This window comes from Streptomyces sp. NPDC006339 (assembly GCF_040612775.1).
GTDB lineage: Bacteria > Actinomycetota > Actinomycetes > Streptomycetales > Streptomycetaceae > Streptomyces.
Window position 1 is genome coordinate 30069 of the sequence record NZ_JBEXQW010000052.1, and the last position, 22956, is coordinate 53024.

Below are 22956 nucleotides of genomic sequence, written 5' to 3' on the forward strand. Positions count from 1 at the left end.
CGTGCCCGATCGTGGAGCGGTCGCCGCCGGAAGGGTTCCGGCGGCTGCCGACGAGACACGGAAACGAGGCAGACGGCATGCGTGCGGTGGTCGTGGAGCAGTGGGGCGGACCCGAGAAGCTGGTCGAGCGCGAGGTGGAGCGCCCCGAGCCGGGACTGAACGAGGTCCTGGTCCGGGTGCACGCCGCCGGAGTGAACCCGGTGGACTGGAAGACCCGCGCGAGCGGTGCCCTGATCTCCTGGAGCGACGTGCCCGTCGTCGGCTGGGACGTGTCCGGCACGGTGGAGGCCGTCGGCCCCGGCGTCGGCATCTTCCGGCCCGGCGACGAGGTGTTCGGCATGCCGCTGTTCCCGCGCCAGGCGGGCGCCTACGCCGAGTACGTGGTGGCGCCGGCCCGCCACCTCGCACCGAAGCCCGCGTCCCTGACCCACGTGGAGGCCGCAGCGCTGCCGCTCGCCGCCCTGACCGCCTGGCAGGCCCTCGTCGACACGGCGGACGTCCGCCCCGGAGAGCGGGTGCTCGTGCACGCCGCCGCCGGGGGAGTGGGGCACTTCGCCGTACAGATCGCCAAGGCCCGCGGGGCGTACGTGATCGGCACGGCGAGCGCGGCCAAGCACGATCTCCTGCGGGAGCTGGGCGCCGACGAGGTGGTCGACTACCGCGCGGCCCGCTTCGAGGAGGCCGTCTCCGACGTCGACGTCGTCCTGGACGGCCTCGGCGGCGAGACGGCCGAGCGCTCCCTGAAGGTCCTCCGCGACGGCGGCCGGCTGATCACCCTGCCGGGCCCGGACGACGTCCCCGCCGCGCCGGCGGGCGTGCGCGCGGGCTGGGTCCTGGTCGAGCCCGACCACCTCGGACTGCGCGAGATCGCGGCGCTGGTGGAGGACGGACGGCTGCGGCCCCTGGTCGACACGGTGCTGCCGCTCGCCGAGGCGGCGAAGGCCCACACCATCGGCGAACAGGGCCGCACCACGGGGAAGATCGTCCTGACGGTCGCCTGACCCTCACCCCGCCCCTGGCCCGGCACCCGGCCCCACCGCCTTCCCCTGGCCCGTGTGCCCAGGTCAGGGGGGCGGCGGCCGGGCGTGTCGCTCCTGGAGGAATGAGCTCCAAGAGAGGCGGGCTCCAAGAGGGGCGGGCTCCAAGGGAGGCGGGGGTGACGTAAATGCGTCGACAGCGCCCCTCGGCGCCCGGCAGAGTGGCCGTCCGTGACGAGCAGCGAACTGTGGACCCGTGCGACCGCCGAGCGCTACGACGCCGAGGAGACCGAAGCGTCCTCGGCTGCCGTCCTCGGACCGACTCTCGCCTTTCTCGCCGAGCTCGCCGGAGACGGCCGGGCCCTGGAGTTCGCCATCGGAACCGGACGAGTGGGGGTCCCGCTCCGGGAACGCGGCGTGCCGGTCGTGGGCATCGAACTCTCCGAGCACATGGCAGCGGTGCTGCGACGCAAGGTGGACGAGGACACGCTCCCGGTGGTCATCGGGGACATGGCCACCACCGCCGTTCCCGGTGAGTTCACCCTGGTCTATCTCGTCTACAACACCATCACGAACCTGCTCACCCAGGACGAGCAGGTCGCGTGCTTCCGCAACGCCGCACGGCATCTGGAGCCCGGCGGCCGATTCGTCATCGAGCTGGGCGTGCCGCCGCTGCGGCTCCTGCCGCCCGGCCAGGTCGCGGTGCCGTTCGATGTCTCCGAGCGGCATCTCGGCTTCGACACCTTCGACCTGGTCGAGCAGATTCTCGTCTCGCACCACTTCACCCGCGACGGCGACGACGGCCGCTACCGCCGCGACACCTCCCGCCACCGGTACGCCTGGCCGGCGGAGCTCGACCTCATGGCACGGATCGCCGGGCTCGAGCTGGAACGCCGCGTCGCGGACTGGGACGGGGCTCCCTTCACCCAGGACTCCACGAAGCACATCTCCGTGTGGCGCAAGCCCACCTGAGCCCTGCCCCCGCTCGCGGGAATTACCCAGCGTGATCGGTTGGTTCCAGGGAGTGTGGTCGACAGGCGCGTGCCGGTGCCCGGTGCCACCCTGAGACCACCCGTACCGGAGAAAGGCAACCGTCGTGATCACCACTGATTTCGTCGCCGGCTCCCCTTGCTGGCTGGACCTCGGAGCCCCGGACGTCCCGGCCGCCGCGGCCTTCTACGGTGCCGTCCTGGGCTGGGACTACGAACCCATGGGCGGGAGTGAGGGCCAGGGCGGGAGTGAGGACGAGGGCGCGGGGGAGGGGGCAGACATGGAGGGCGGGATGTTCCGGAAGGACGGCAAGACCGTCGCCGGACTCGGCAAGCTCACCGAGGAAGGGGCCCGCTCCGCCTGGATGATCTACTACATGGTCACCGACGCGGACGAGACGACCCGGGCCGTCGAGCGCGCGGGCGGCACGGTGCGGGTGGCGCCCAGGGACCTCGGCGAGTGGGGCCGGATGGCGCAGTACAGCGACCCGCTCGGGGGTCAGTTCGCCGTCTGGCAGCCCGGGACCGACAAGGGTGTCGACCTCGTGGACCAGCCCGGCTCCCTCTCCTGGGCGGAGCTGTACACCAGCGACGCCGCGGCGGCGAAGGAGTTCTACGGCGGAGTCCTCGGCTGGTGGTTCAGCGACATGGAGCTGCCCGGCGGCGGGGGCACGTACTCCCTCGTCACGCCCGCCGGACTTCCCGAGGAGCGCATGCACGGCGGCATCATGCAGGTCGGCGAGGAGGTCCTCGCGCTCGCGAACGGGCGGCCGTACTGGCACCCGGTCTTCGCCGTCGAGGACTGTGACGCCGCGGTCGCCAAGGTCACCGGGAACGGCGGCAGCGTGCTGATGGGGCCGGAGGACGCGGAAGGCGTCGGCCGTCTGGCCGTCTGCCTGGACCCGTCGAAGGCGGACTTCGTGGTGCTCACCCCCGCCGAGCGGAGCTGAACCGCGACGGGTCTCCCCGCCTGGCACCGCCGCGGCCGGCTGACCCGCGTTCCACGCGACCACCCCTCCTCTCCTACGGACCGGCGCCGTACGCGGCGCCGGTCCGTCGCGTCAAGGAGCGGGAGCGGGGCGGGAGGTGAGCGGGAGCAGAGCGGGGGGTGAGCGGGGTCTCATCGGGTCGGCCTTGCTATGCAACGAGGTGCATAGCAAGATCGGGCGCATGGCGCTCGACCACGCGATCCTCGTGTCCCTGCTCGAGAAGCCCGGGTCGGGATACGAGCTCGCCCGGCGCTTCGAGCGGTCCATCGGCTACTTCTGGACCGCCACCCACCAGCAGATCTACCGCGTGCTCAAGCGCATGGAGGGCGACGGTTGGGTCGACGTCCGTGACGTCCCGCAGCACGGGCGCCCGGACAAGAAGGAGTACTCCGTCGCCGCCGCCGGGCGGGCCGCGCTCTCCGCGTGGCTGGTCGCGCCGATCGAGCCCGAGAGCGTACGGCACGACCTCGCGGTGAAGATCCGGGGCGCCGCCTTCGACGATCCCGCCGCCCTCATCGGCGAGGTCGAGCGACACCGGCGGACGCACACGGACCGGCTGGCCCACTACCTCGCGGGCGAGGCCCGCGACTTCGGGGAGCCGCCGGCCGAGGACGGTCCGCTCGACGCCGAACGCGAGCTCCAGCACGTCGTGCTGCGCGGCGGCATCGCGTACGAGCGGATGATGATCGCCTGGCTCGACGACGTCCTTGCCACGCTCGCCCGGTTCGAGACCGGTCACTGACCCACCGCAGGTCCCAGGCCCCCGGGCGGGCGTCGGGACCGCGGAACGACCCGTACCACCCCCGCCCCCCGACCCCGTAGCACCTCCACCTCATCACTCACCACCTCTGGGCACCACCACCCCATCCCGCACACCACCACCCCTCATCCCGAGCCGGAAAGGCGGACGTCATGGCCGACACGCTGCTCTTCAACCCGCACACCTACGACCCGGCGCACTTCGACCCGGAGACCCGCCGGCTGCTGCGCGCCACCGTCGACTGGTTCGAGGCGCGCGGCAAGCGCCGGATCATCGAGGACTACCGGACCCGCGCCTGGCTCGGCGACTTCCTGGCCTTCGCGGCCGAGGAGGGGCTCTTCGCGACCTTCCTGACGCCGTCCTCCGCCGCCGGCGAGCAGGAGGGCGACAAGCGCTGGGACACCGCCCGCATCGCCGCCCTCAACGAGATACTCGGCTTCTACGGCCTCGACTACTGGTATGCCTGGCAGGTCACCATCCTCGGCCTCGGCCCGGTCTGGCAGAGCGACAACGCCGCCGCCCGCGCCCGTGCCGCCGAACTCCTCTCCCAGGGCGAGGTGTTCGCCTTCGGCCTCTCCGAGAAGTCGCACGGCGCCGACATCTACTCCACCGACATGCTCCTGGAGCCGGACGGTGAGGGCGGCTTCCGCGCCACCGGTTCCAAGTACTACATCGGCAACGGCAACGCGGCCGGACTCGTCTCCGTCTTCGGCCGCCGCACCGACGTCGAGGGCCCCGACGGCTATGTCTTCTTCGCCGCCGACAGCCGCCACCCGGCCTACCACCTGGTCAAGAACGTCGTCGACTCCTCCAAGTACGTCAGCGAGTTCCGCCTCGAGGACTATCCCGTAGCCGCCGCCGACGTCCTGCACACCGGCCGCGCCGCCTTCGACGCCGCCCTCAACACGGTCAACGTCGGCAAGTTCAACCTGTGCACCGCCTCCATCGGCATCTGCGAGCACGCGATGTACGAGGCCGTCACCCACGCCCAGAACCGGATCCTCTACGGCCGGCCGGTCACCGCCTTCCCGCACGTGCGGCGCGAGCTGACCGACGCGTACGTCCGGCTCGTCGGCATGAAGCTGTTCAGCGACCGCGCCGTCGACTACTTCCGCACCGCCGGTCCCGACGACCGCCGTTACCTCCTCTTCAACCCGATGACGAAGATGAAGGTGACCACGGAGGGCGAGAAGGTCATCGACCTGATGTGGGACGTCATCGCCGCCAAGGGCTTCGAGAAGGACAACTACTTCGCGCAGGCGGCCGTGGAGATCCGCGGGCTGCCGAAGCTGGAGGGCACGGTCCACGTCAACCTGGCGCTGATCCTCAAGTTCATGCGCAACCACCTCCTCGACCCGGTCGAGTACCCCGCCGTCCCGACCCGCCTGGACGCGGCCGACGACACCTTCCTCTTCCGCCAGGGCCCGGCCCGCGGCCTCGGCTCGGTCCGCTTCCACGACTGGCGTCCGGCCTTCGACGCGTACGGCCACGTGGCCAACGTCGCCCGCTTCCGCGAGCAGGCGGACGCGCTCTGCGAGTTCGTCCTCAAGGCGGCCCCGGACGAGGAGCAGAGCCGCGACCTGGACCTCCTCCTCGCCGTCGGCCAGCTCTTCGCGCTCGTCGTCCACGGCCAGCTCGTCCTGGAGCAGGCGGCCCTGACCGGTCTCGACGAGGACGTCCTCGACGAGCTGTTCGCCGTCCTCGTCCGCGACTTCTCCGCGCACGCCGTCGAACTGCACGGCAAGGACTCCGCGACCGAGCAGCAGCAGCACTGGGCACTCGGCGCGGTCCGCCGCCCCGTCGTCGACGAGGCCCGTTCGGCGCGCGTCTGGCAGCGCGTGGAGGCCCTGTCGGGGACCTACGAGATGGCTCCGTGAGGCGCTGACGGGGGTGGGGCCGGGCGGCGCCGGGCGGGGCCGGGCGCCGGCTTTCCCGGCCTCCGGGCCTCCCGGCCTCCGGGCCTCCGGGCCTCCGGGCCTCCCGGCCTCCGGGCCTCCGGGCCTCCGGGCCCCCGGGCCCCCGGGCCTCCGGGCCCCCGGGCCCCCGGCCTCCCGGCCTCCCGGCCTCCCGGCCTCCCGGCCTCCCGGCCTCCCGGCCTCCCGGCCTCCCGGCCTCCCGGGCTCCCGGCCTCCGGGCCCCCAGCCCTCCCCGGCCGTCCCGGCGCACGGGCCGCCGAGTGGGCCGGCGGCTCAGAGCTCGGGGGCGCTCGTCTCCTCCAGCGTTCCGTGGGCCAGGCGCAGCCAGCGGTTCACCCCGATCCCGGCGAGGAACCGTTCATCGTGGCTGACCACCAGGAACGCACCCCGGTAGGACTCCAGCGCGCTCTCCAACTGGCCCACGCCGACCAGGTCGAGGTTGTTGGTCGGCTCGTCGAGCAGCAGGAGCTGCGGGGCCGGTTCGGCGCACAGGACGCAGGCGAGGGTGGCCCGCAGCCGTTCTCCGCCGGAGAGCACACCGACGGGCAGGTGCGCCCGGGGGCCGCGGAACAGGAACCGCGCCAGCAGGTTCATCCGCTCCGCCTCGGGCCGCTCGGGCGCGAACACCGCGAAGTTCTCCGCCACCGTGCGGTCCGGGTCCAGCAGATCCAGGCGCTGGGACAGATAGGCGACGCGGCCCTCGCCACGCCTGATCTCACCGCTGTCGGCGGTGAGGTCGCCGGTGATCAGCCGCATGAGGGTGGTCTTGCCGGCACCGTTCGGCCCGGTCAGCGCGATGCGCTCGGGGCCCCGTACGGAGAGGTCGACGCCGGCCTCGCCGAACACGTCCCGTCCGCCGTGCCGGACCCGCATCCCCTCGCCGAGGAAGAGGTTCCGCCCGGCCGGCACCTGCGTGTCGGGCAGGTCCAGACTGAGGCGCTGCTCCTCACGCAGCGCCCGCCCCGCCTCGTCGAGACGGGCCTTGGCGTCGCCGACCCGGGCCGCGTGCGTCTGACCCGCCCGGCCCGCGGACTCCTGCGCGCCGCGCTTCATGGTGCCGGCGAAGATCCGCGGGAGCCCGGCGCTCTTGAGGTTGCGGGCGGCGTTGGCGGCACGGCGCTCGGCGCGTTCGCGGGCCTGCTGGAGCTCCCGCTTCTCCCGCTTCAGCTCCTGCTCCGCGTTGCGGACGTTCTTCTCGGCGACCTCCCGCTCGGCCCGCACGGCCTCCTCGTAGGCGGTGAAGTTCCCGCCGTAGAAGCGCAGTCGGCTGCTGCCGAGCTCGGCGATGCCGTCCATGCGGTCGAGCAGGGCACGGTCGTGGGCGACCACCAGCAGCAGTCCCGGGAAGTCCGCCAGCACGTCGTACAGCCTGTGCCGGGCGTCCCGGTCGAGGTTGTTGGTCGGCTCGTCGAGCAGCAGCACGTCGGGTCGCGCGAGCAATTGGGCGGCGAGGCCGAGCGAGACGACCTGGCCGCCACTGAGGGTGCCGAGGCGGCGGTCGAGGGCGAGGCCGCCCAGTCCGAGCCGGTCGAGCTGGGCGCGGGTGCGCTCCTCGATGTCCCAGTCGTCGCCGATCGTGGTGAAGTGCTCCTCGCTCACGTCACCGGACTCGACGGCGTCCAGGGCCCGGATGACCGCGTCCACGCCGAGCACCTCGGCGACGGTGAGATCACCGGTCAGGGGCAGGGTCTGCGGCAGATGGCCGAGCGTGCCGCCGACCGACACCGAACCGGCGCCCGGCCGCAGTTCACCCGCGATCAGCTTCAACAGGGTGCTCTTGCCCGAGCCGTTGGGCGCGACCAGGCCGGTGCTGCCGGCGGTCAGGGTGAAGGACAGCTCATGGAAGACGGGGGTGTCGTCGGGCCAGGCGAACGACAGGTCGGAGCAGACGATGGTGCCGTGGGACATGGAGGTGACCTCGAGAGACGGCCGGGAGCGGACAGAGCTCCGCCCCGGGCGGACGTACGGAGAAGGGGTCGACGAACGGGCCACTCCGGCACTGCGCTCCTCGGCGCGTCCGGTGGCCGTCAGATCCGGATCTCACCCGGAGATGTCGTCGTCACCCACCACGTCTGCGACTCCTCGATACACGGTCACGTCGTCGACAGATTAACAGCCAGTCCCTCCCCCCGCCCGGATTTTCTCCCCGCCCCGAGCCGCCCGCGCGCACCCCCACGGAGGCCGGGGGCGGGACCGGCGCCGACCTGATCACGCGTCCCTTCGGCTCCGCAGTCGCGGGCTCCGGAGTCGCGGGCTCCGGAGCCGTGGCCGACGGCGGCTAGAACGTGGCGAACGGATTGCGCGCCTTGACCACGCGCGTCGCCCCGGACAGCTTCACCGCGGTGCCCCGGGCGATCTCGAAGGCCTTTGCCGGATCGCCGCCCGCACGCCAGGGCTCGGCCCCGCACCACGGGCCGATCAGCCGGAACTGTTCCAGGGCGGCGTCGTACATCTTCGCCTCCAGCAGGGAGTGCGCCAGCAGATGACGCAGCGCGGGAAGGTGCTCGTTGTCGGGGGCGACCTCGGCGAGCGAGGCCGCGACCCGCTCCAGGGTCCTCTTCGCCGCCCGCGTGGTGCGCAAGGGCGAGGACTCCGCGTCCTTGGACCGCTCGTGCAGCGCGTGCAGATACATTCCGGCCAGCGGGCTGCCGGCCGGAGCCTTGCGGACCGCGTCCTCGGCGAACGACATCATCAGGCTGTCACTGCCGAACCACTTGGCGCACCAGTACTGGAGTGCCTGCCAGTGGCCCGTGTAGTGGAACGGCGCGCGGGAGACCAGCCCCTCCCAGAGCGGCCTGAACTGGTCGTGGTCGTACTGGGCTCCCCGGGCCGCGGTGACCATGACGACCCAGGGCCCCGGGTTGGCGGGGTCCAGGAGCGCCGCCTGCCGCGCCTCCGCGATCGCGGCCGGAAGCATCGCGCGGAAGCGGTTCATCCGCTCCAGCGATACCTTGTCGGCGTACTCGCTGCCGCGAATCTCCCAGGCCCGGTGCACCATCAGCGCGGCGTGAAGCGTCGCCGCGTCGCAGTTCTCGGGTCGCGCCGCGCGCCACGCGTCCAGCCAGGCGTCGTCCTCGCCGGCCACCTGCTGCAGGAGCTCGATACGGGACCAGCGCTCGTCCCAGTCGTCGCCGGCCTCCTCGACGTACGACTCGGCCACCTGCCACCGCCCCTCCCACGCGGCGTCCGCGACGGCCTGCATCTCCTTGAGCCGGTACGGCGCCGGGGGCGGCCCGGGCCGCCGCGCGTCGAGAGCCGCGCGGGGCGGGAGTCCGTAGTCGGCGGCCACGAAGTGCTCCTCGGCCCAGCGGGCGTGGCGACGGGGAGTGATGAAGAGTCGGTAGAGCACGCAGAGAAGCACGCAGAGCACAAGCGCAAGGAAGATCGTCACGGCCGGTCATCATCCATCACGCCCTCACTCTCCGCAATGGTCGGGCCAGGGCGCCCGGCCCGCTCGGAACATCGCGGCCCCGGCCGAACGGGGTTCCGGGTCCCCGGTCCCCGGTCCCGGGTCGCAGGTCCCGGGCCCGGGTTTCGGGTTGCGGGCTCCCGAGTCACGGCTTCCGGGTCCCGAAGGTTTCGGGTTCCGGTCCCGGGTCGGCAAATTCGTTTGAGCCTCGGCGGCGGCACCGGCAAGATCGGGTGACACCGATGAGTTCTTCCTGCCGCCGTGGTCTGTCCGTGTGTGCGCCCCCGCGGAGGACACTCACACAGACGGAAGGCACCATGCTCGCATCACAGACAACACCCACCCTCCCACCCGCCCGCGTCACCGCCGTGCTGCGGATTCTGGTGCTGTCCACGTTCGTCGTCCTCCTCAACGAGACGATCATGGTCAACGCGATCCCGCGGCTCATGCGCGAGTTCGAGGTCACCGCGGCGGCCGCCGGGTGGCTGTCCACGGCCTTCATGCTGACCATGGCCGTCGTCATTCCGGTGACCGGGTGGTTCCTCCAGCGCGTGACGACGCGGACCGCCTTCGGTCTGGCCATGGCCCTGTTCCTCACCGGTACGGCACTGGCCGCCGCCGCGCCCGTCTTCCCCGTGCTGCTGGCCGCCCGCGTCATCCAGGCCAGCGGCACCGCCGTCATGATGCCGCTGCTCATGACGACGCTGATGACCCTCGTGCCCCCGCACGACCGCGGCCGCGTCATGGGCAACATCACCCTCGTCATCTCCGTCGCACCCGCCCTGGGCCCGGCGGTCTCCGGAGTGCTGCTGCAGCTCGGGTCGTGGCGCCTGTTGTTCCTGGCCGTGCTGCCGATCGCCGGAGCGATGGCCGTCTTCGGCCTGCGCCGGCTGGTCAACATCGGCGAGCCGCAGGCCGGTCCGATCGACTGGCTCTCCGTGTTCCTCGCGGCGGCGGGCTTCGGCTCCCTCGTCTACGGTCTGAGCGGACTGGGCGCCGAGAACGCGGCCGAGGCCGCCGTGCCGCCGGCGGTCACGACCGCGGTCGGTGCCGTGCTGGTGGGCCTGTTCGTCTGGCGACAACTGGCACTGCAGCGCTCGTCCACGCCGCTTCTCGACCTGCGCAGCCTGACCTTCCGTCACTTCTCGGTGGCGCTCGGCCTGATGTGTCTGTCGTTCATGGCGCTGATGGGCGCGTTCATCCTGCTGCCGCTCTACCTGCAGGACGTGTGCGGCCTGAGCTCGCTGCAGACCGGGCTCCTGCTCATCCCCGGCGGCCTGACCATGGGCCTGCTCGGACCTCAGGTCGGCAAGCTCTACGACCGGCTCGGCGCACCCCGCCTGGTCGTGCCCGGAGCCGTACTGACGGCGTTGTGCCTCGCGCTGTTCACCTTCGCGGGCGAGGAGACCTCGCCGTGGCTGGTGCTGGCCCTCCACGTGGCCCTGAGCGTCGGTATGGCGTTCGTCTTCACCCCGGTCTTCACCTCCGGCCTGTCCGTACTGCCGCCTCACCTCTACGCGCACGGCTCCGCCATCCTGGGCTCGCTCCAGCAGGTCTCGGCCGCCGCCGGCACGGCCCTGGTCATCAGCGTCATGTCGGGACGCGCCGCCACCGCGGCAGCCGAGGGCGCGGACGCCACCGGCGCCCTGGCCACGGGCGTCCGCTGGGGATTCGGCGTCGGCGCGGCCCTCGGCGTACTGGCCGTACTGATCGCCCTGCTGGTCCGCACCCCGCCGGCCCCGCCGCAGCCCGCCGCCCCGGAGGCCGAGGACGAGAACGGCACCCCGACGGACAAGGCGGCCCACGCCTCCGGCTGACGGACCGGCCGTCCGCCCCGGTGGTGACGGTGCGCCCACGGTGACGGTCCCCGCCCCGCGCGGCGGCAGGGGCGGGATGGGCGGGATCGCGCCATGTGCGAATGGGGCCCGCACGTGCCTTCCGGGCTGCGCGGGGCGGCCCTATGCTCCTGCGCCGGACGTCGCGTTACCGCCGGTAAAGGGGTTGGGGCATGAACCGCAGGGGCAACTCACGACGCACCTTCGTGGCGGGCGCGGCCGCCGTGACCGGAGCGGTCGCCGTCGGGGGGACCGCCCTCGGCGCCGCACCGGCCGTCGCCGCCGGGCCGGCCGGGGCGCAGTCCGTGGCCGTGCTCGGCGGTGGCGTCGCGGGGCTGACCGCCGCCCATGAACTGGCCGAACGCGGCTTCCGCGTCACCGTCTACGAGCGCCGGGCGCTGGGCGGCAAGGCCCGCTCCATGGACGTACCGGGAAGCGCCCGCGGCACCCGGCGCCCGCTCCCCGCCGAGCACGGCTTCCGCTTCATCCCCGGCATCTACCACAACCTGCCCGACACGATGCGGCGCATTCCCTTCCCCGGGAACGCCAACGGCGTCTGGGACAACCTCGTCGCACCGGCGGAGATGTCGTTCGCCCGCACCGGCCGCGAGGACCTGCGCATCCCGCTCCCCTGGCCGGGCCACAGCCCCGCCGAGCTCACCCTCGACGAGATCCGCCGCGCGCTGACCGCCCTCCTGGACACCGCCCGCTCGATCCCGCTCCACGAGGCCGCCTACTTCGTCAACCGCTTCCTCGTCTTCCTCACCAGTTGCGACGAGCGGCGCGACGAGGAATGGGAGCGGACGCCCTGGTGGGACTTCTTGGGGGCGGCCCGGAGGAGTTACGACTACCAGCGCATCCTGGCCGTCGGGCTCACCCGCAACATCGTCGCGACGAAGGCCGAGGAGGCCAGCACCCGTACGGTCGCCACCCTCCTCGAAGCCTTCGTCTTCAACGCTCTGGGACGCGGCGCCGACGGCCCCCTCGACCGGATCCTGAATCTGCCCACGAACGAGGCGTGGATCGACCCGTGGGTGGCCCACCTGACGAGCCTCGGTGTGGAGTTCCGCATCGGATGGACCTTGCGGGAGCTGGCCTACGACTCCGGCACCGGCCGGATCGGCGCGGCCGTCGTCGAGGATCCGCAGGGCGTCCGCCGCTCGGTGACCGCCGATCACTACGTCTCCGCGATCCCCGTGGAGCACGCGCGGCGGACGTGGGGCGCGGCGCTGAGGGCGGCCGATCCGCAGCTCGCGCGGTGCGACAGGCTGGAGACGGACTGGATGACGGGCATCCAGTTCTACCTGACCGAGCGTGCGCCGCTGCTGGCCGGACACGCCAACTGCATCGACTCGCCCTGGTCCTTGACGGCGATCCAGCAGGCCCAGCATTGGCAGTCCCGCGACTTCCCGGCCGACTACGGCGACGGGGCCGCCGTCGACTGTCTCTCGGTGGACATCTCCGAGTGGGACCGGCCCGGCATCCTCTACGGCAAGACGGCCAAGCAGTGCACCCGTACGGAGGTCGCCCGGGAGGTGTGGGCGCAGTTGAAGGCCGCGTTCAACGAACCGGGCCGCACGGTCCTGAAGGACGGCACCCTGCACTCCTGGTTCCTCGACCCGGGCGTCGACGGCCTCGGCACCCCGAACCCGACCAACGAGGACCAACTGCTCATCCACCCGGTCGGTACCCTCCACAACCGACCGCAGGCCGCCACCAGGATCCCCAACCTGTTCCTGGCCGGCGACTACGTGGCCGTCGACATCGACCTGGCGACGATGGAGGGCGCCAACGCCTCCGCCCGCCAGGCCGTCAACGCCCTGCTCGACCGGACCGGCTCACCCGCCGCCCGCTGCATGGTGCGGCCCCTCTTCCGGGCCCCGGAGATGGAGGCCCACAAGCGCCACGACCGGCTGCGCCACCGCCTCGGCCTCCCCAACGCCCTCGACGCCGGCTGAGCCCGGGCAGCCCGGTGACGCGGACGCGACCCGGGCCTGGGGTGGACGCGCTCCACCCCGGGCGCCGTCGCCTCATCCTGCACACCATCTCGGAACCAGAGGGCCAGCGGGCCAACCGGCGACGTAGAGCAGAGAAGGCGCCACTCGCACGCCCCGAGTCAGTTGCCCGTCGCCTTACGAGCATCGTGAGCCCGCCCCGCGATGACCGCGCCGATCACGACGGCCAGTACGTACACGGTGATGCTCGCGGCGAAACCTCCTGGTAACCAGCCGAGCAGGCCGGCGTTGTCGTGGTCGACGAGTTGGCGAATCGCGCCCTGGGCGCCGAGGACGAGCAGCACCATGCCGAGCGCCTGGTAGAGGCCGTATTTCATGGGATCCTCTCAGTCTGATCGCGTTTTACCATGCGATTGCACTGTAACCCGACGGTGCTCGGTTTTGCCATGCGGTCGCATGGCAAAGGTTGCGAGGAAGGTGGCGGTACCGTGCCGAAGATCGTGGATCACGAAGCGCGCAGGACGCGCCTCGTCGAGGCCGTCTGGTCACTGGCCGTGCGCGGCGGCATCGAGCAGGTGTCGCTGCGCAAGGTCGCCGAGGAGGCGGGCGTCTCGATGGGCCAGGTCCAGCACTACTACTCCTCGATGCAGGCCCTGATCCGCGACGCCCTCGACCGAGCCGTACGGGCCGTCAACGCCACGATCGAGAACGCGGTCACCGCCGCCGACACGACCAGTCCGGAGGCCGTTCTCCGCGCCTGCCTCCACGCCCTGATCAGCCCGGCCGAGGAGAGCACCCGGCTGATGCGCTTCGCGCTGGCGGCCGCGGGCCGGGCAGTCTCCGATCCGACGATGGCCAAGGTCCTGGCACCGGGCGACGACGAGCTGCTCACCTTCACCGCCGGCCTCATCACGGCAGCCCGCGAGGAGCGGGGCAGCAAGCCGCGCCGCGAGGAACGCGCCGACGCCGACATCTGCTGGTCCCTCGCCACCAGCCTCGGCGTGGACGTCGCCCTCGGCTACCGCACCCCAGAAGCCGCCGAACGCCTCCTCGACCACCACATCGAGCAGGTCCTTCGCTAGGGCTACGTAGCGGACCTTGTGCCGCCCGGCCGATGTACGCCCTCCATGGAGCCCACCACACCATGCCGTCAGACCCGCCACCGACCGGGTGCGCAGGAGCGTGAGTACGGTCCACACGCCCAGGTGGACGGGGACAAGCAGGGCCGACAGGTTCCGCTTGGCCAGCCGGACCCGGTTGCGCGCCATCATCCGGAAGTAGACCGCGTGCCGGGCCGGGCTGGTCTTCGGGGGTTGGAGATTGGACGAGACGCGCCCGGCGCCTGTCGGGGCTTAGCCGGTCTGCGCTCCCGGCTCGGTGCCGGGCCGCGCGTAGAGGCTGCCGGCCTGGCGGCACGGTCTCGGCTCGGGCCTTCAGGGCCCCCGCTGAAGGCTGGGTCGGCGTCGGAGCCGGTAGTCAGGACATGGCGGCGGGCTCCGCTTCGTCCCCCGCGTCCCGCAGGGCGTCTTCCAGGCCGGTGAAGGTGGTCTCGGCAGGGGTGCCGACGGCCTGCAGGTCGAGGATGCTGGTGCCGCAGAGGAAGTCCGGGCGAGCAGGACGTCGGGGAAGCGAGCCTGGTCCTGTGCGAGGGGTGCCCCATAACTGGGCGTGGCCGGTTGGCTAGCGGGAAGGTTGCGGGCCCTGCCAAGGGCAGGGAACTGGCCACTCTGCGGTAACGGAGTGGCCAATCTCCCTTCCTGGAAGAGCAGTTGGCCGGTTCTGCCCCGGGTGGTATCTCCTGTCGGGCAGTATACGCAGCGGAAGTGATCAACTACTCAAAGCAACATGTGGGGGAGAGATGCAACGTAAGCCCGGTCTCGCCGAGATGGTCTCCATGCTGCACGCCGCCGTGCTGCATGGGGACCAGAGCCTGCGGGAGGCTCTCAACGAGAGCTTCGACAAGGTCGACAGCTCCGGTCGCGACGCCCAGGCGGCGACCTCCCGGGCCGTCACGGACGGGCTCACCCGGGTCTTCGACGAAGTCAACCGGTTGCGCAAGGACGTCAACGCCGCCGTCAAGCCCGCCTCCAGCGAATTTTTCACCAGCAAGACCGAGGAGGTCACCGGCCTGCTGCGCGCCGAGCTGACCGAACTGCGCACCACCCTCAACCAGCTCAACACCCTTGCCCTCACCCCGCCGCTTCCCGTCGCACCCGTGCCCTCCGCCTCTGGCTCCGAGAGCCCGGGCACGTCCCTTCAGCCGACGATCCCCGCTCAGCGCGGTCCCGACCAGGAAGACCCCGTCGTCGGCTCCCTCTCCGCCCCTGCGGCCGCGTCCAGAGCAGGGACCGGCGACGGGCAGGAGTTCGGGTCGCAGACCGTCGGCACGGCCGCAGCGGAGGAGCCGGAACAGGGCACGGCCGCAAAAGACCTGGTCCCCGAGACCGCGCTGGAGGTGACAGAGCCGGCGCTGTCGGAGGAGTCCGTGCGCCAGGCTGCCCGTGAGGTCTTCGCCCAGGAGTTTGCCCCCCTCATCGAGCAACTCGCCAAGGACGAGACCGCGGAGCAGGCAGGCGGTGACGCCGCCGAGCAACTGCGCGAGACGGTCCGCGAGGCCGCCGACCGGGTCAGGGAAGAACTCACCACCATGCTGGAGGAGACCCGCGCTGGCTTCACCGTCCTGACGCAGGAGCTCGCTGGACTGCGTACGGTCGTCGACCAGCTCCTGTACCGCCCCGCCGAGACCCCCGAGCCGGTACCGGTGAGCAAGGAGCACACCGCCCTGCTGCGGTCCGCGGCCCGGATCTCCTCCGCCGACCTGCGCTGCCACCGCGACACCTGGGAGTTCCTCACCACCCGAACCGCCGGCCACCCCCACTTCCGCGTCCCGCCCCGCGTCACCGACGAGGCCGACGAGCGCGTCTTCGCCCCGCTGTCGGGCCGTTCCCTGATCGCCCTTCTGATCAGCCTGCACACCGTCACCAGCACCACCCCGGACGGCAGCGGCGACCACGAACTCGCCGCCATGCTCTACGAGCGGATCGAACAGCGCCTGACCCGCCTCACCCCCGGCGACGGTGACCGCATCACCGTCACCCTCGACGACCGCGCCGCCCTCGAACCGGACACCGACGGCGACGACCAGGACGGCGAGGACAAGCCCCAGAACGGCTGGGCGGCGTAGAGGAAGCCCCGGACCGCGAGAAGCACTGGAGCAGCGGTCGGCGCCGGGCCCCTCCGGTGGCGGGGAGCGCGGCGCCGAACTGAGGGTGGGCGGCGAGCGGGCCTGCGAGGACGGTGCACGCGGCTTGGCCGAAGCCGATGGCGGCGATCAGCCAGGCGTACGCCTTGGTGCACGTCCCGACCGGGGCGTGGGCGTCCATGGTCAGAAACGAGCTGGTGACCAGGGCGGTTCGGAACAGGCCCGGCAGCGCCGAGACGGTGATGGCCGCAAGGGCTAGGAGCCGTCGGGCTCCGGCTCGTGGAGGGTGAGGGCCCCGGAGGGGCACAGGCCGACGGCCATCCGTGCGGCCGGGCGGTGGGCGGCGGGCGGCTCGGCGTGCAGCAGGAGTACGAGGCCGTCGTCCGGGTCCTGGTCGAATACCTCGGGTGCGGTCATCGCGCACATGCCGGCGCCGATGCAGCGTTCCCTGTCGGCGGTCAGCAGGGGGGCGCTCACTTCGCGTCCCAGGTGACCGGCAGGCTCTTGACGCCGAAGATGTCCGCCGTCTCCGGGCGCAGGGCGACCTCGGCGGCCGGCACGGCCAGGCGCAGGGTGGGGAAGCGGTCGACCAGCGCGCGGAACGCGACCCGCATCTCGACGCGGGCCAGTTGCTGCCCCAGGCACTGGTGGATGCCGTGGCTGAAGGCCAGGTGCCCGGAGGACTGTCGGCGGAGGTCGAGCGTGTGGGGGTCGGGGAAGCGGTCGGGGTCGCGGTTGGCGGTGTTGTACGACAGGACGACGGTCGTGCCGGCCTTGATGGTCTGCCCGCCCAGCTCGACGTCTTCCAGCGCCGTCCGGTGGAAGGTCTTCGCGACGCTCAGATACCGCAGCAGTTCCTCCACGGCCCCGTCGGTGAGTGCCGGATCGGCGCGCAGGGCGGCGAGTTGCTCCGGATGCTGGAGCAGCGCGAAGGTGCCGAGGGACAGCATGTTCGCGGTGGTGTCGAAACCGGCCGCCAGGAGGATGAGGCTGATCCCCTTCAGTTCCTCGTCGGTCAGATCGCTGTCGGTGAGTTCGCTGAGGACGTCGTCGGTGGGGTGGGCGCGCTTGGCGGCCACGAGCTGTGCGAGGTACTCCTGGGTCGCGGTGTAGGCCGCGATCAGCTCCTCGTCGCTGACCTCCCCGCCCATGAAGGCGTCGATCTGCTCCTGGAAGGACGCCCGGTCCTCATAGGGCACGCCCAGGATCTCGCAGATGACGATGGTGGGGATGGGCTTGGCGAACGCGGTCACCAGGTCCGTCGGCGGCCCCGTCTCCTCCATGGCGTCCAGGCAGTCGGCGGTGATCTGCTCGATCCGCTCGGTGAGCATCCGCATCCGCCGCACGGTGAACTTGCCGACCAGGGGCTTGCGATAGCGGCTGTGCTCCGGGTCGTCCATGAGGAGGAACTCGCCGGGCGGCGCCGGCGGAAGCTCGAAGTCGACCACGTTCATGAGGTCCTTGCGGGAGCTGAACCTCGGGTCCGCCAGCACCGAGCGCACCATGTCGTATCCGGTGATCAGCCAGCCGGGTTTTCCGCCGGGGTGGGTGTAGCGGCTGATGGGGCCGTGCCGACGCGCGTCGAGCAACTCGGCCGACGGGTCGAAGGGGCAGCCGCTGCGGCGCTCCGCCGGCAGCGTCGTGACGGTGTGGACGGACTCGCTCATGACCATTGCCTCATCTCGCGATATGACGTGTTCAGAACTGTTTGAAAGCTACGTTGCATTCATGGCTTCGTCAATCAATCGGGAACGGAACTCCACTTCAACAGCGCCAAATTGATGCAATGGCATGCCTCCGAATGCAACGGTGCGTTGCAATGGCTGGTGGCGAAGGCAATACTGGCTCCATGCCAGGAGGACGGTTGACCCAGCAGGAACGCCAACGGATCGCGGCCGGACTCGCCGACGGCCTCTCCTACGCCGAGATCGCCCGCCGGCTCGAGCGTCCGACCTCGACCATCAGCCGGGAGGTGTCACGCAACGGCGGCCCCGGCCGGTACAGGCCCCAACAGGCGCACCGGGCGACGGCCGAGCGGGCACGGCGCGGCGCCCCGGCGCACCCCCGAGAGGACCGGCCGTCGCGCAGCACCACGGAGGACGAGATCATCGAGCTGGCGGTGAGGTCGGGGATGCCCAGGATGATGGCGCGTGTCCACGCCGACCTGCTGCTGTCCGAGGACGGCAGGCGTACCGCTGCCGAACTGGTCCGCAGGCTGCGGGTCAGTCCCGCCTCCGTCTCCGTGGCCGTCAACTCCCTGGTCCGGTACGGATACGTCCGGCGCGAGCGCGATCCACAGCGCCGGCGCGACCTTTACATCGTCGACGACGAGGCGTGGTACCACTCGATCGCCATCAGCGCCCGGCAGACACTCGAATCGGCGCAGGCCGCGATCGCGGCGGCCGAGACGCTCGGCCCCGACTCGCCGGTGGGGCAGCGGCTGCTCAGGGCAGGCAGGTTCCTGGAGCGGGTCGTCGGGGACATGAAGGAATCCGCCGACCGCTGGCGCACCCTCCTGACATGAGGGGGCGATCACCCTGCCCTGCTCCTGTCGGCGCGTGCTGGGTGCCGACCGGGCTCCGTTGCGCCCCGACCCGCGTCAGGAATGCGTGAAGAGAAGGCGCTCGGGCGCAAAGAACCCGCCATGAACGGCGGAAGCCGTCCCGGTCAGGGCTCACGCTGAGCGGACATGAGTCCGAAGGAGTTCGCCCGCATGACCATCCTGACCACGGAGAAGGTCGCCGTACCCGGTGCCGAGGAGCCCCCGGACACCGGAGCCCGTCACAAGCTGACCGCCGTGACCGGTCTCGCCGCGCTCTCGCTGGACGCGATGGCGTCAGTGGCGTACGGGCCCGAGGCCATCGTCCTGGTGCTCGCCGCGGCCGGCGCTCACGGGCTCGGCTTCACGCTTCCGGTCACTCTGGCCATCGCGGGCCTGCTGGCCGTGCTGGTCGCCTCGTACCGACAGGTGATCGCCGCCTTTCCGGACGGCGGAGGCTCCTACGCCGTCGCCAAGGCCCACCTCGGCCGACGCAGCAGCCTCGTCGCCGCCGCCTCGCTCGTCCTGGACTACGTCCTGAACGTGGCCGTGGCCGTCACCGCGGGTGTGGCCGCCCTGACCTCCGCCTTCCCCGGCCTGTACGGCGACCGGCTGTGGATCTGCCTCGCAGTCCTCGTGCTCATCACGGCTGTGAACCTGCGGGGCATCGTGGACTCGGCCCGCGCCTTCATCGTCCCCACCGCCGTCTTCGTCGGCACGATCCTGGTGCTGATCGCCGTCGGTCTGCTCCGTGACGCCCCTGTCTCCTCGGCCGCGTCCGCCGGCCACGCCTCGGTCCTCGCCGACAACGCCACCACCGTGGGCGCTCTGCTCCTCCTGAAGGCGTTCGCCTCCGGCTGTTCGGCGCTCACCGGTGTGGAGGCGATCGCGAACGCCGTACCGTCCTTCCGGACTCCGGCCACCCGGCGGGCGATGCGGGCGGAGGTGGCGCTCGGCGCCCTGCTCGGCGTGATGCTGATCGGCCTCTCCGTTCTCATCTCCCGCTTCGGGCTCCAGCCGGTGGAGGGAGTGACCGTTCTCGCTCAGCTCGCGGACGCTTCCCTGGGGCACAACTGGGCCTTCTACGTCGTGCAGTTCGCGACCATGGTCCTCCTCGCGTTGTCGGCGAACACGTCCTTCGGTGGCCTGCCCGTCCTCCTGAAGCTCTTGGCGCGCGACAACTACGTACCGCACGTCTTCGGGCTGAAGGCCGACCGTCAGGTGCACCGGCACGGAGTCGCCTGGCTCTCGCTCGTCTCGGCCGCGTTGCTGGTCTTCTCCGGCGGTGACACCAACACCCTCGTTCCGCTCTTCGCGATCGGTGTCTTCGTCGGTTTCACGATCGCCCAGACCGGCATGGTCCTGCACTGGCGCAGGGAGCGCGGAACCAGGTGGGCCGGCAAGGCCCTGCTGAACGGAGTCGGGGCAGTGCTGACCGGCGTCTCCGCCGCTGTCGTCACGGCCACCAAGTTCCACGACGGCGCCTGGCTGATCGTGATCGCGCTGCCCCTGCTCGTGGCCGTCTTCGAGGCTGTCCATCGGGCGTACGGGCGGATCGGCGAGCGCCTGGGCGTGGGCCGGATCCCCGAACCGCCGCACCGCGAGCGCTCGCTCGTCCTGGTGCCGGTCTCGTCGCTGACCCTGCTCACCAGCGAGGCCCTCACCGCGGCCGTGTCCCTCGGCGACGAGGTCCGTGCGGTCACCGTCTGCCACCCGGACCCCGAGGACCGCGAGCGGACCGACGCCCTGGAGCGGGACTGGGCACTGTGGAATCCGGGCGTTCCGCTGGTCCGGCTGCCGGCCGAGCGGAGCTCGCTCGGCCGGCCCGTCAGCGCGTACGTACGCGAGCTGCGGGCGGCCGAGCCGCGCACCCGGGTGACCGTGCTCATCCCGGAGGCCGAGCCCGACCGGTTGTGGCAGCGGCTGCTGCAGAACCAGCGGGGCGCGGTCGTCGCCCACGCCGTCCGCAGGGACACGGACGCCGTGATCTGTCGGCTGAGGTTCCGGCTCAGGACGCGTTAGCCGCCTCGTCCGTCTCCGCCGGACAAGTCTCGAAGCCGTCGACGCTGGACGACGGCTTCGGCATCTGCTGCTTCCGCCGAAGCGGAGGAAGCCGGCGAGACCGCGTCAGCCGGGGTGAGGCGCCTGGCGGGTAGAAGCCCAGGTCAGGCGCCTCTTCTGATGCCCTCAGAAGAAGCCCAGCTTCTTCGGCGAGTAGGACACCAGCAGGTTCTTCGTCTGCTGGTAGTGGTCCAGCATCATCTTGTGCGTCTCCCGCCCGACGCCCGACTGCTTGTAGCCGCCGAAGGCGGCATGGGCCGGATAGGCGTGGTAGCAGTTGGTCCAGACGCGGCCGGCCTGGAGGGCGCGGCCGGCGCGGTAGGCGGTGGTGGTGTCGCGGGTCCAGACGCCGGCGCCGAGGCCGTAGGGGGTGTCGTTGGCCGTGCGGACGGCGTCGTCGAAGTCGGTGAAGGAGGTGACGGCGACGACCGGGCCGAAGATCTCCTCCTGGAAGATCCGCATGCGGTTGTCGCCCTCGAACACGGTCGGCTGGACGTAGAAGCCGCCCGCCAGCTCGCCTTCGTCGTACGTGATGCGCTGACCGCCCGTCAGGATCTTGGCGCCCTCCCGCTGCCCGATCTCCAGGTACGAGAGGATCTTGCGGAGCTGCTCTCCGGAAGCCTGGGCGCCGATCATCGTGGCCGTGTCCAGGGGGTGCCCCGGGACGATCCGTTCCGTGCGGGCGATCGCCGCCTCCAGGAACTCGTGGTAGTGGCCGCGCTGGATGAGGGCCCGGGAGGGGCAGGTGCAGACCTCGCCCTGGTTGAGGGCGAACATGGTGAAGCCCTCCAGGGCCTTGTCGCGGAAGTCGTCGTCCGCCGCCCACACGTCGTCGAAGAAGATGTTCGGCGACTTGCCGCCCAGCTCCAGGGTGACCGGCTTGATGTTCTCCGCCGCGTAGCCCATGATCAGCCGGCCCGTCGACGTCTCGCCCGTGAAGGCGATCTTGGCGACCCGCGGGGAGGACGCCAGCGGCTTGCCCGCCTCCTCGCCGAAGCCGTTGACGATGTTCACCACGCCCGGCGGCAGCAGGTCCGCCACCAGGCTCATCCAGTAGTGCACGGACACCGGCGTCTGCTCGGCCGGCTTCAGGACGACCGCGTTGCCCGCCGCGAGGGCCGGGGCCAGCTTCCAGACCGCCATCAGGATCGGGAAGTTCCACGGGATGATCTGGGCGACCACGCCCAGCGGCTCGTGGTAGTGGTACGCGACGGTGTCCTCGTCGATCTCGCTGAGCGCACCCTCCTGCGCGCGCAGCACCCCCGCGAAGTAGCGGAAGTGGTCGACGGCCAGGGGGATGTCCGCGGCCAGCGTCTCGCGGATCGGCTTGCCGTTCTCCCAGCTCTCCGCGACCGCCAGCGCCTCCAGCCGCTCCTCCATCCGGTCCGCGATCCGCAGCAGGACCCCCGCGCGCTCGGCCGGCGCCGTACGGCCCCAGGCCGGGGCCGCCGTGTGCGCGGCGTCCAGCGCGCGCTCCACGTCCTCGGCCGTGCCCCGGGCCACTTCGGTGAACGGCCGGCCGTCGACCGGGCTCGGGTTCTCGAAGTACCGTCCGCCGGCCGGGGCGACGTACTCCCCGCCGATCCAGTGGTCGTAGCGGCTCGCGTACGACATGAGCGAACCCTCGGTGCCGGGTGCGGCGTAACGGGTCATGGGCGGGGCCTCCCTCGGACGCGCCGGCCGTCCCTGACCGGCGTTCAGGGCCGATGGTGCACGGCCCGACGTTGCAACACCGTTGCGGCCGCCCCCAGTTCGGCGTCCAGAGCGGCCAGCCGGGCCCGTACGGCCGGAGCCTGCGCCGCCGGAACGGCCCCGGCCAGCGCCCGCCACACCGTCACGTCGTCCTCGCCCCACGCGCTGTAGGCCCAGTCGGCCAGCAGACCCGGATCGCCCCGGTCCACCAGGGCCGCCCGCAGCCGTCCGGCGAGCCGCTCCCGCAGCCGTACGACCGCGGGCGCCCGCGAACCCGGCAGCAGTGGGCCCGCGTAGGCGGCCATCGCCGCCGCGACGGCCCCCGAGGCCAGCCGCCGGTCCACCGTGGCGAAGTCGGCGTCCACGCTCCGGGTCAGGCGGTACGGGCGCGAGGCCAGCAGCGGGCCGCCCGGCTCCGCCCCGGCCAGCAGGCCGCGCAGCCGGGACAGTTCGGCCCGCAGCGTGACCGGGGTGACCGACTCGTCCTCGTACAGCAGGGTCAGCAGCTCGTCGCCGCCCACCCCCTCCGGCCGGTGCGCGAGGAGGCCCTCGGCGTTCCGCTGGTAGGCGTCGCGGAGGGTGGCGTAGTCGACGTGGCCGAGGGTGGGCAGCTTGGTGCCGGGGCCCATGGA

General features: G+C 71.8%; 16 protein-coding genes and 4 pseudogenes. 12 read left to right on the forward strand and 8 right to left on the reverse strand.

The window, feature by feature from the left end; translation table 11 throughout:
- Window positions 1-77: 77 nt before the first annotated feature.
- The 5 genes from ABZ135_RS31795 (at window position 78) to ABZ135_RS31815 (ending at window position 5592) form a co-directional block, all read left to right on the forward strand.
- Entirely contained in the window at window positions 78-1001 is a 924-nt protein-coding gene (locus tag ABZ135_RS31795) for an NADP-dependent oxidoreductase (protein WP_356700658.1), read from the forward strand.
- A gap of 207 nt (window positions 1002-1208) precedes the next feature.
- Window positions 1209-1949 (forward strand): class I SAM-dependent methyltransferase, encoded by a 741-nt coding sequence (locus tag ABZ135_RS31800; protein WP_356700660.1) that lies wholly within the window; start codon window positions 1209-1211, stop codon window positions 1947-1949.
- Window positions 1950-2073: 124 nt separating this feature from the next.
- A complete protein-coding gene (locus tag ABZ135_RS31805) occupies window positions 2074-2916 on the forward strand; it encodes a VOC family protein (protein WP_356700662.1) in 843 nt (280 codons plus the stop codon).
- Between the two features lie 220 nt (window positions 2917-3136).
- The gene (locus ABZ135_RS31810; protein ID WP_356700664.1) at window positions 3137-3697 is read left to right on the forward strand and encodes a PadR family transcriptional regulator; all 561 of its coding nucleotides are present in this window, start codon (window positions 3137-3139) and stop codon (window positions 3695-3697) included.
- A gap of 170 nt (window positions 3698-3867) precedes the next feature.
- On the forward strand, window positions 3868-5592 hold the full coding sequence (locus ABZ135_RS31815) for an acyl-CoA dehydrogenase family protein (protein WP_356700666.1): 1725 nt from the start codon (window positions 3868-3870) through the stop codon (window positions 5590-5592).
- Window positions 5593-5904: 312 nt separating this feature from the next.
- Here the strand turns inward: ABZ135_RS31815 and ABZ135_RS31820 are convergent, their stop codons facing one another.
- Both ABZ135_RS31820 and ABZ135_RS31825 read right to left on the reverse strand, forming a co-directional pair.
- Entirely contained in the window at window positions 5905-7539 is a 1635-nt protein-coding gene (locus ABZ135_RS31820) for an ABC-F family ATP-binding cassette domain-containing protein (protein WP_356700668.1), read from the reverse strand.
- Window positions 7540-7909: 370 nt separating this feature from the next.
- On the reverse strand, window positions 7910-9022 hold the full coding sequence (locus tag ABZ135_RS31825; protein ID WP_356700670.1) for a hypothetical protein: 1113 nt from the start codon (window positions 9020-9022) through the stop codon (window positions 7910-7912).
- 335 nt (window positions 9023-9357) lie between these two features.
- Between ABZ135_RS31825 and ABZ135_RS31830 the strand changes: the two genes are divergently transcribed.
- Window positions 9358-10857, forward strand: coding sequence for a DHA2 family efflux MFS transporter permease subunit (locus ABZ135_RS31830; RefSeq protein ID WP_356700671.1), 1500 nt, complete (start codon window positions 9358-9360; stop codon window positions 10855-10857).
- Window positions 10858-11048: 191 nt separating this feature from the next.
- On the forward strand, window positions 11049-12833 hold the full coding sequence (locus tag ABZ135_RS31835; protein ID WP_356700673.1) for an FAD-dependent oxidoreductase: 1785 nt from the start codon (window positions 11049-11051) through the stop codon (window positions 12831-12833).
- Window positions 12834-12991: 158 nt separating this feature from the next.
- Here the strand turns inward: ABZ135_RS31835 and ABZ135_RS31840 are convergent, their stop codons facing one another.
- Window positions 12992-13207, reverse strand: a complete 216-nt coding sequence (locus ABZ135_RS31840) for a hypothetical protein (protein ID WP_356700674.1) — start codon at window positions 13205-13207, stop codon at window positions 12992-12994.
- A gap of 111 nt (window positions 13208-13318) precedes the next feature.
- Here ABZ135_RS31840 and ABZ135_RS31845 point away from each other — a divergent pair, with 111 nt between their 5' ends.
- A complete protein-coding gene (locus ABZ135_RS31845) occupies window positions 13319-13912 on the forward strand; it encodes a TetR family transcriptional regulator (protein ID WP_356700676.1) in 594 nt (197 codons plus the stop codon).
- Window positions 13913-13936: 24 nt separating this feature from the next.
- Here the strand turns inward: ABZ135_RS31845 and ABZ135_RS31850 are convergent.
- Window positions 13937-14149 (reverse strand): annotated as a pseudogene (locus ABZ135_RS31850) (glycosyltransferase family 2 protein); the annotation flags it as partial.
- A 539-nt stretch (window positions 14150-14688) separates the two neighbouring features.
- Here ABZ135_RS31850 and ABZ135_RS31855 point away from each other — a divergent pair.
- Window positions 14689-16014 (forward strand): hypothetical protein, encoded by a 1326-nt coding sequence (locus tag ABZ135_RS31855; protein WP_356700678.1) that lies wholly within the window; start codon window positions 14689-14691, stop codon window positions 16012-16014.
- Window positions 16015-16287: 273 nt separating this feature from the next.
- On the opposite strand, the gene ABZ135_RS31860 is transcribed toward ABZ135_RS31855, so the two are convergent.
- Together ABZ135_RS31860 and ABZ135_RS31865 are read right to left on the reverse strand one after the other, a co-directional pair.
- Window positions 16288-16509, reverse strand: a complete 222-nt coding sequence (locus ABZ135_RS31860; protein WP_356700680.1) for a ferredoxin — start codon at window positions 16507-16509, stop codon at window positions 16288-16290.
- Window positions 16506-17699: a cytochrome P450 gene (locus ABZ135_RS31865; RefSeq protein WP_356700682.1), complete on the reverse strand. Its 1194-nt coding sequence runs from the start codon at window positions 17697-17699 to the stop codon at window positions 16506-16508. Before ABZ135_RS31865 ends, ABZ135_RS31860 begins: the two co-directional genes overlap by 4 nt.
- 182 nt (window positions 17700-17881) lie before the next feature.
- Here ABZ135_RS31865 and ABZ135_RS31870 point away from each other — a divergent pair.
- From ABZ135_RS31870 to ABZ135_RS31880, 3 genes and pseudogenes are all read left to right on the forward strand, one after another.
- Window positions 17882-18079 (forward strand): annotated as a pseudogene (locus ABZ135_RS31870) (helix-turn-helix domain-containing protein); the annotation flags it as partial.
- A gap of 132 nt (window positions 18080-18211) precedes the next feature.
- Window positions 18212-18556: pseudogene (locus ABZ135_RS31875) on the forward strand (MarR family transcriptional regulator); the annotation flags it as partial.
- 189 nt (window positions 18557-18745) lie between these two features.
- Window positions 18746-20593 carry an APC family permease gene (locus ABZ135_RS31880; RefSeq protein ID WP_356700684.1) on the forward strand — a complete coding sequence of 616 codons (1848 nt, stop codon included), beginning with the start codon at window positions 18746-18748 and terminating at the stop codon, window positions 20591-20593.
- A 165-nt stretch (window positions 20594-20758) separates the two neighbouring features.
- Here the strand turns inward: ABZ135_RS31880 and ABZ135_RS31885 are convergent, their stop codons facing one another.
- Window positions 20759-22285 carry an aldehyde dehydrogenase family protein gene (locus ABZ135_RS31885; protein WP_356700686.1) on the reverse strand — a complete coding sequence of 509 codons (1527 nt, stop codon included), beginning with the start codon at window positions 22283-22285 and terminating at the stop codon, window positions 20759-20761.
- 44 nt (window positions 22286-22329) lie between these two features.
- A pseudogene (locus tag ABZ135_RS31890) lies at window positions 22330-22956 on the reverse strand (transcriptional regulator); the annotation flags it as partial.

Coding starts and splice junctions, on each gene's coding strand:
- ABZ135_RS31830 (WP_356700671.1), top strand. CDS start 9,358: ATGCTCGCATCACAGACAACACCCACCCTCCCACCCGCCCGCGTCACC.
- ABZ135_RS31820 (WP_356700668.1), bottom strand. CDS start 7,539: ATGTCCCACGGCACCATCGTCTGCTCCGACCTGTCGTTCGCCTGGCCC.
- ABZ135_RS31810 (WP_356700664.1), top strand. CDS start 3,137: ATGGCGCTCGACCACGCGATCCTCGTGTCCCTGCTCGAGAAGCCCGGG.
- ABZ135_RS31795 (WP_356700658.1), top strand. CDS start 78: ATGCGTGCGGTGGTCGTGGAGCAGTGGGGCGGACCCGAGAAGCTGGTC.
- ABZ135_RS31880 (WP_356700684.1), top strand. CDS start 18,746: ATGACCATCCTGACCACGGAGAAGGTCGCCGTACCCGGTGCCGAGGAG.
- ABZ135_RS31885 (WP_356700686.1), bottom strand. CDS start 22,285: ATGACCCGTTACGCCGCACCCGGCACCGAGGGTTCGCTCATGTCGTAC.
- ABZ135_RS31835 (WP_356700673.1), top strand. CDS start 11,049: ATGAACCGCAGGGGCAACTCACGACGCACCTTCGTGGCGGGCGCGGCC.
- ABZ135_RS31855 (WP_356700678.1), top strand. CDS start 14,689: ATGCAACGTAAGCCCGGTCTCGCCGAGATGGTCTCCATGCTGCACGCC.
- ABZ135_RS31815 (WP_356700666.1), top strand. CDS start 3,868: ATGGCCGACACGCTGCTCTTCAACCCGCACACCTACGACCCGGCGCAC.
- ABZ135_RS31865 (WP_356700682.1), bottom strand. CDS start 17,699: ATGAGCGAGTCCGTCCACACCGTCACGACGCTGCCGGCGGAGCGCCGC.
- ABZ135_RS31840 (WP_356700674.1), bottom strand. CDS start 13,207: ATGAAATACGGCCTCTACCAGGCGCTCGGCATGGTGCTGCTCGTCCTC.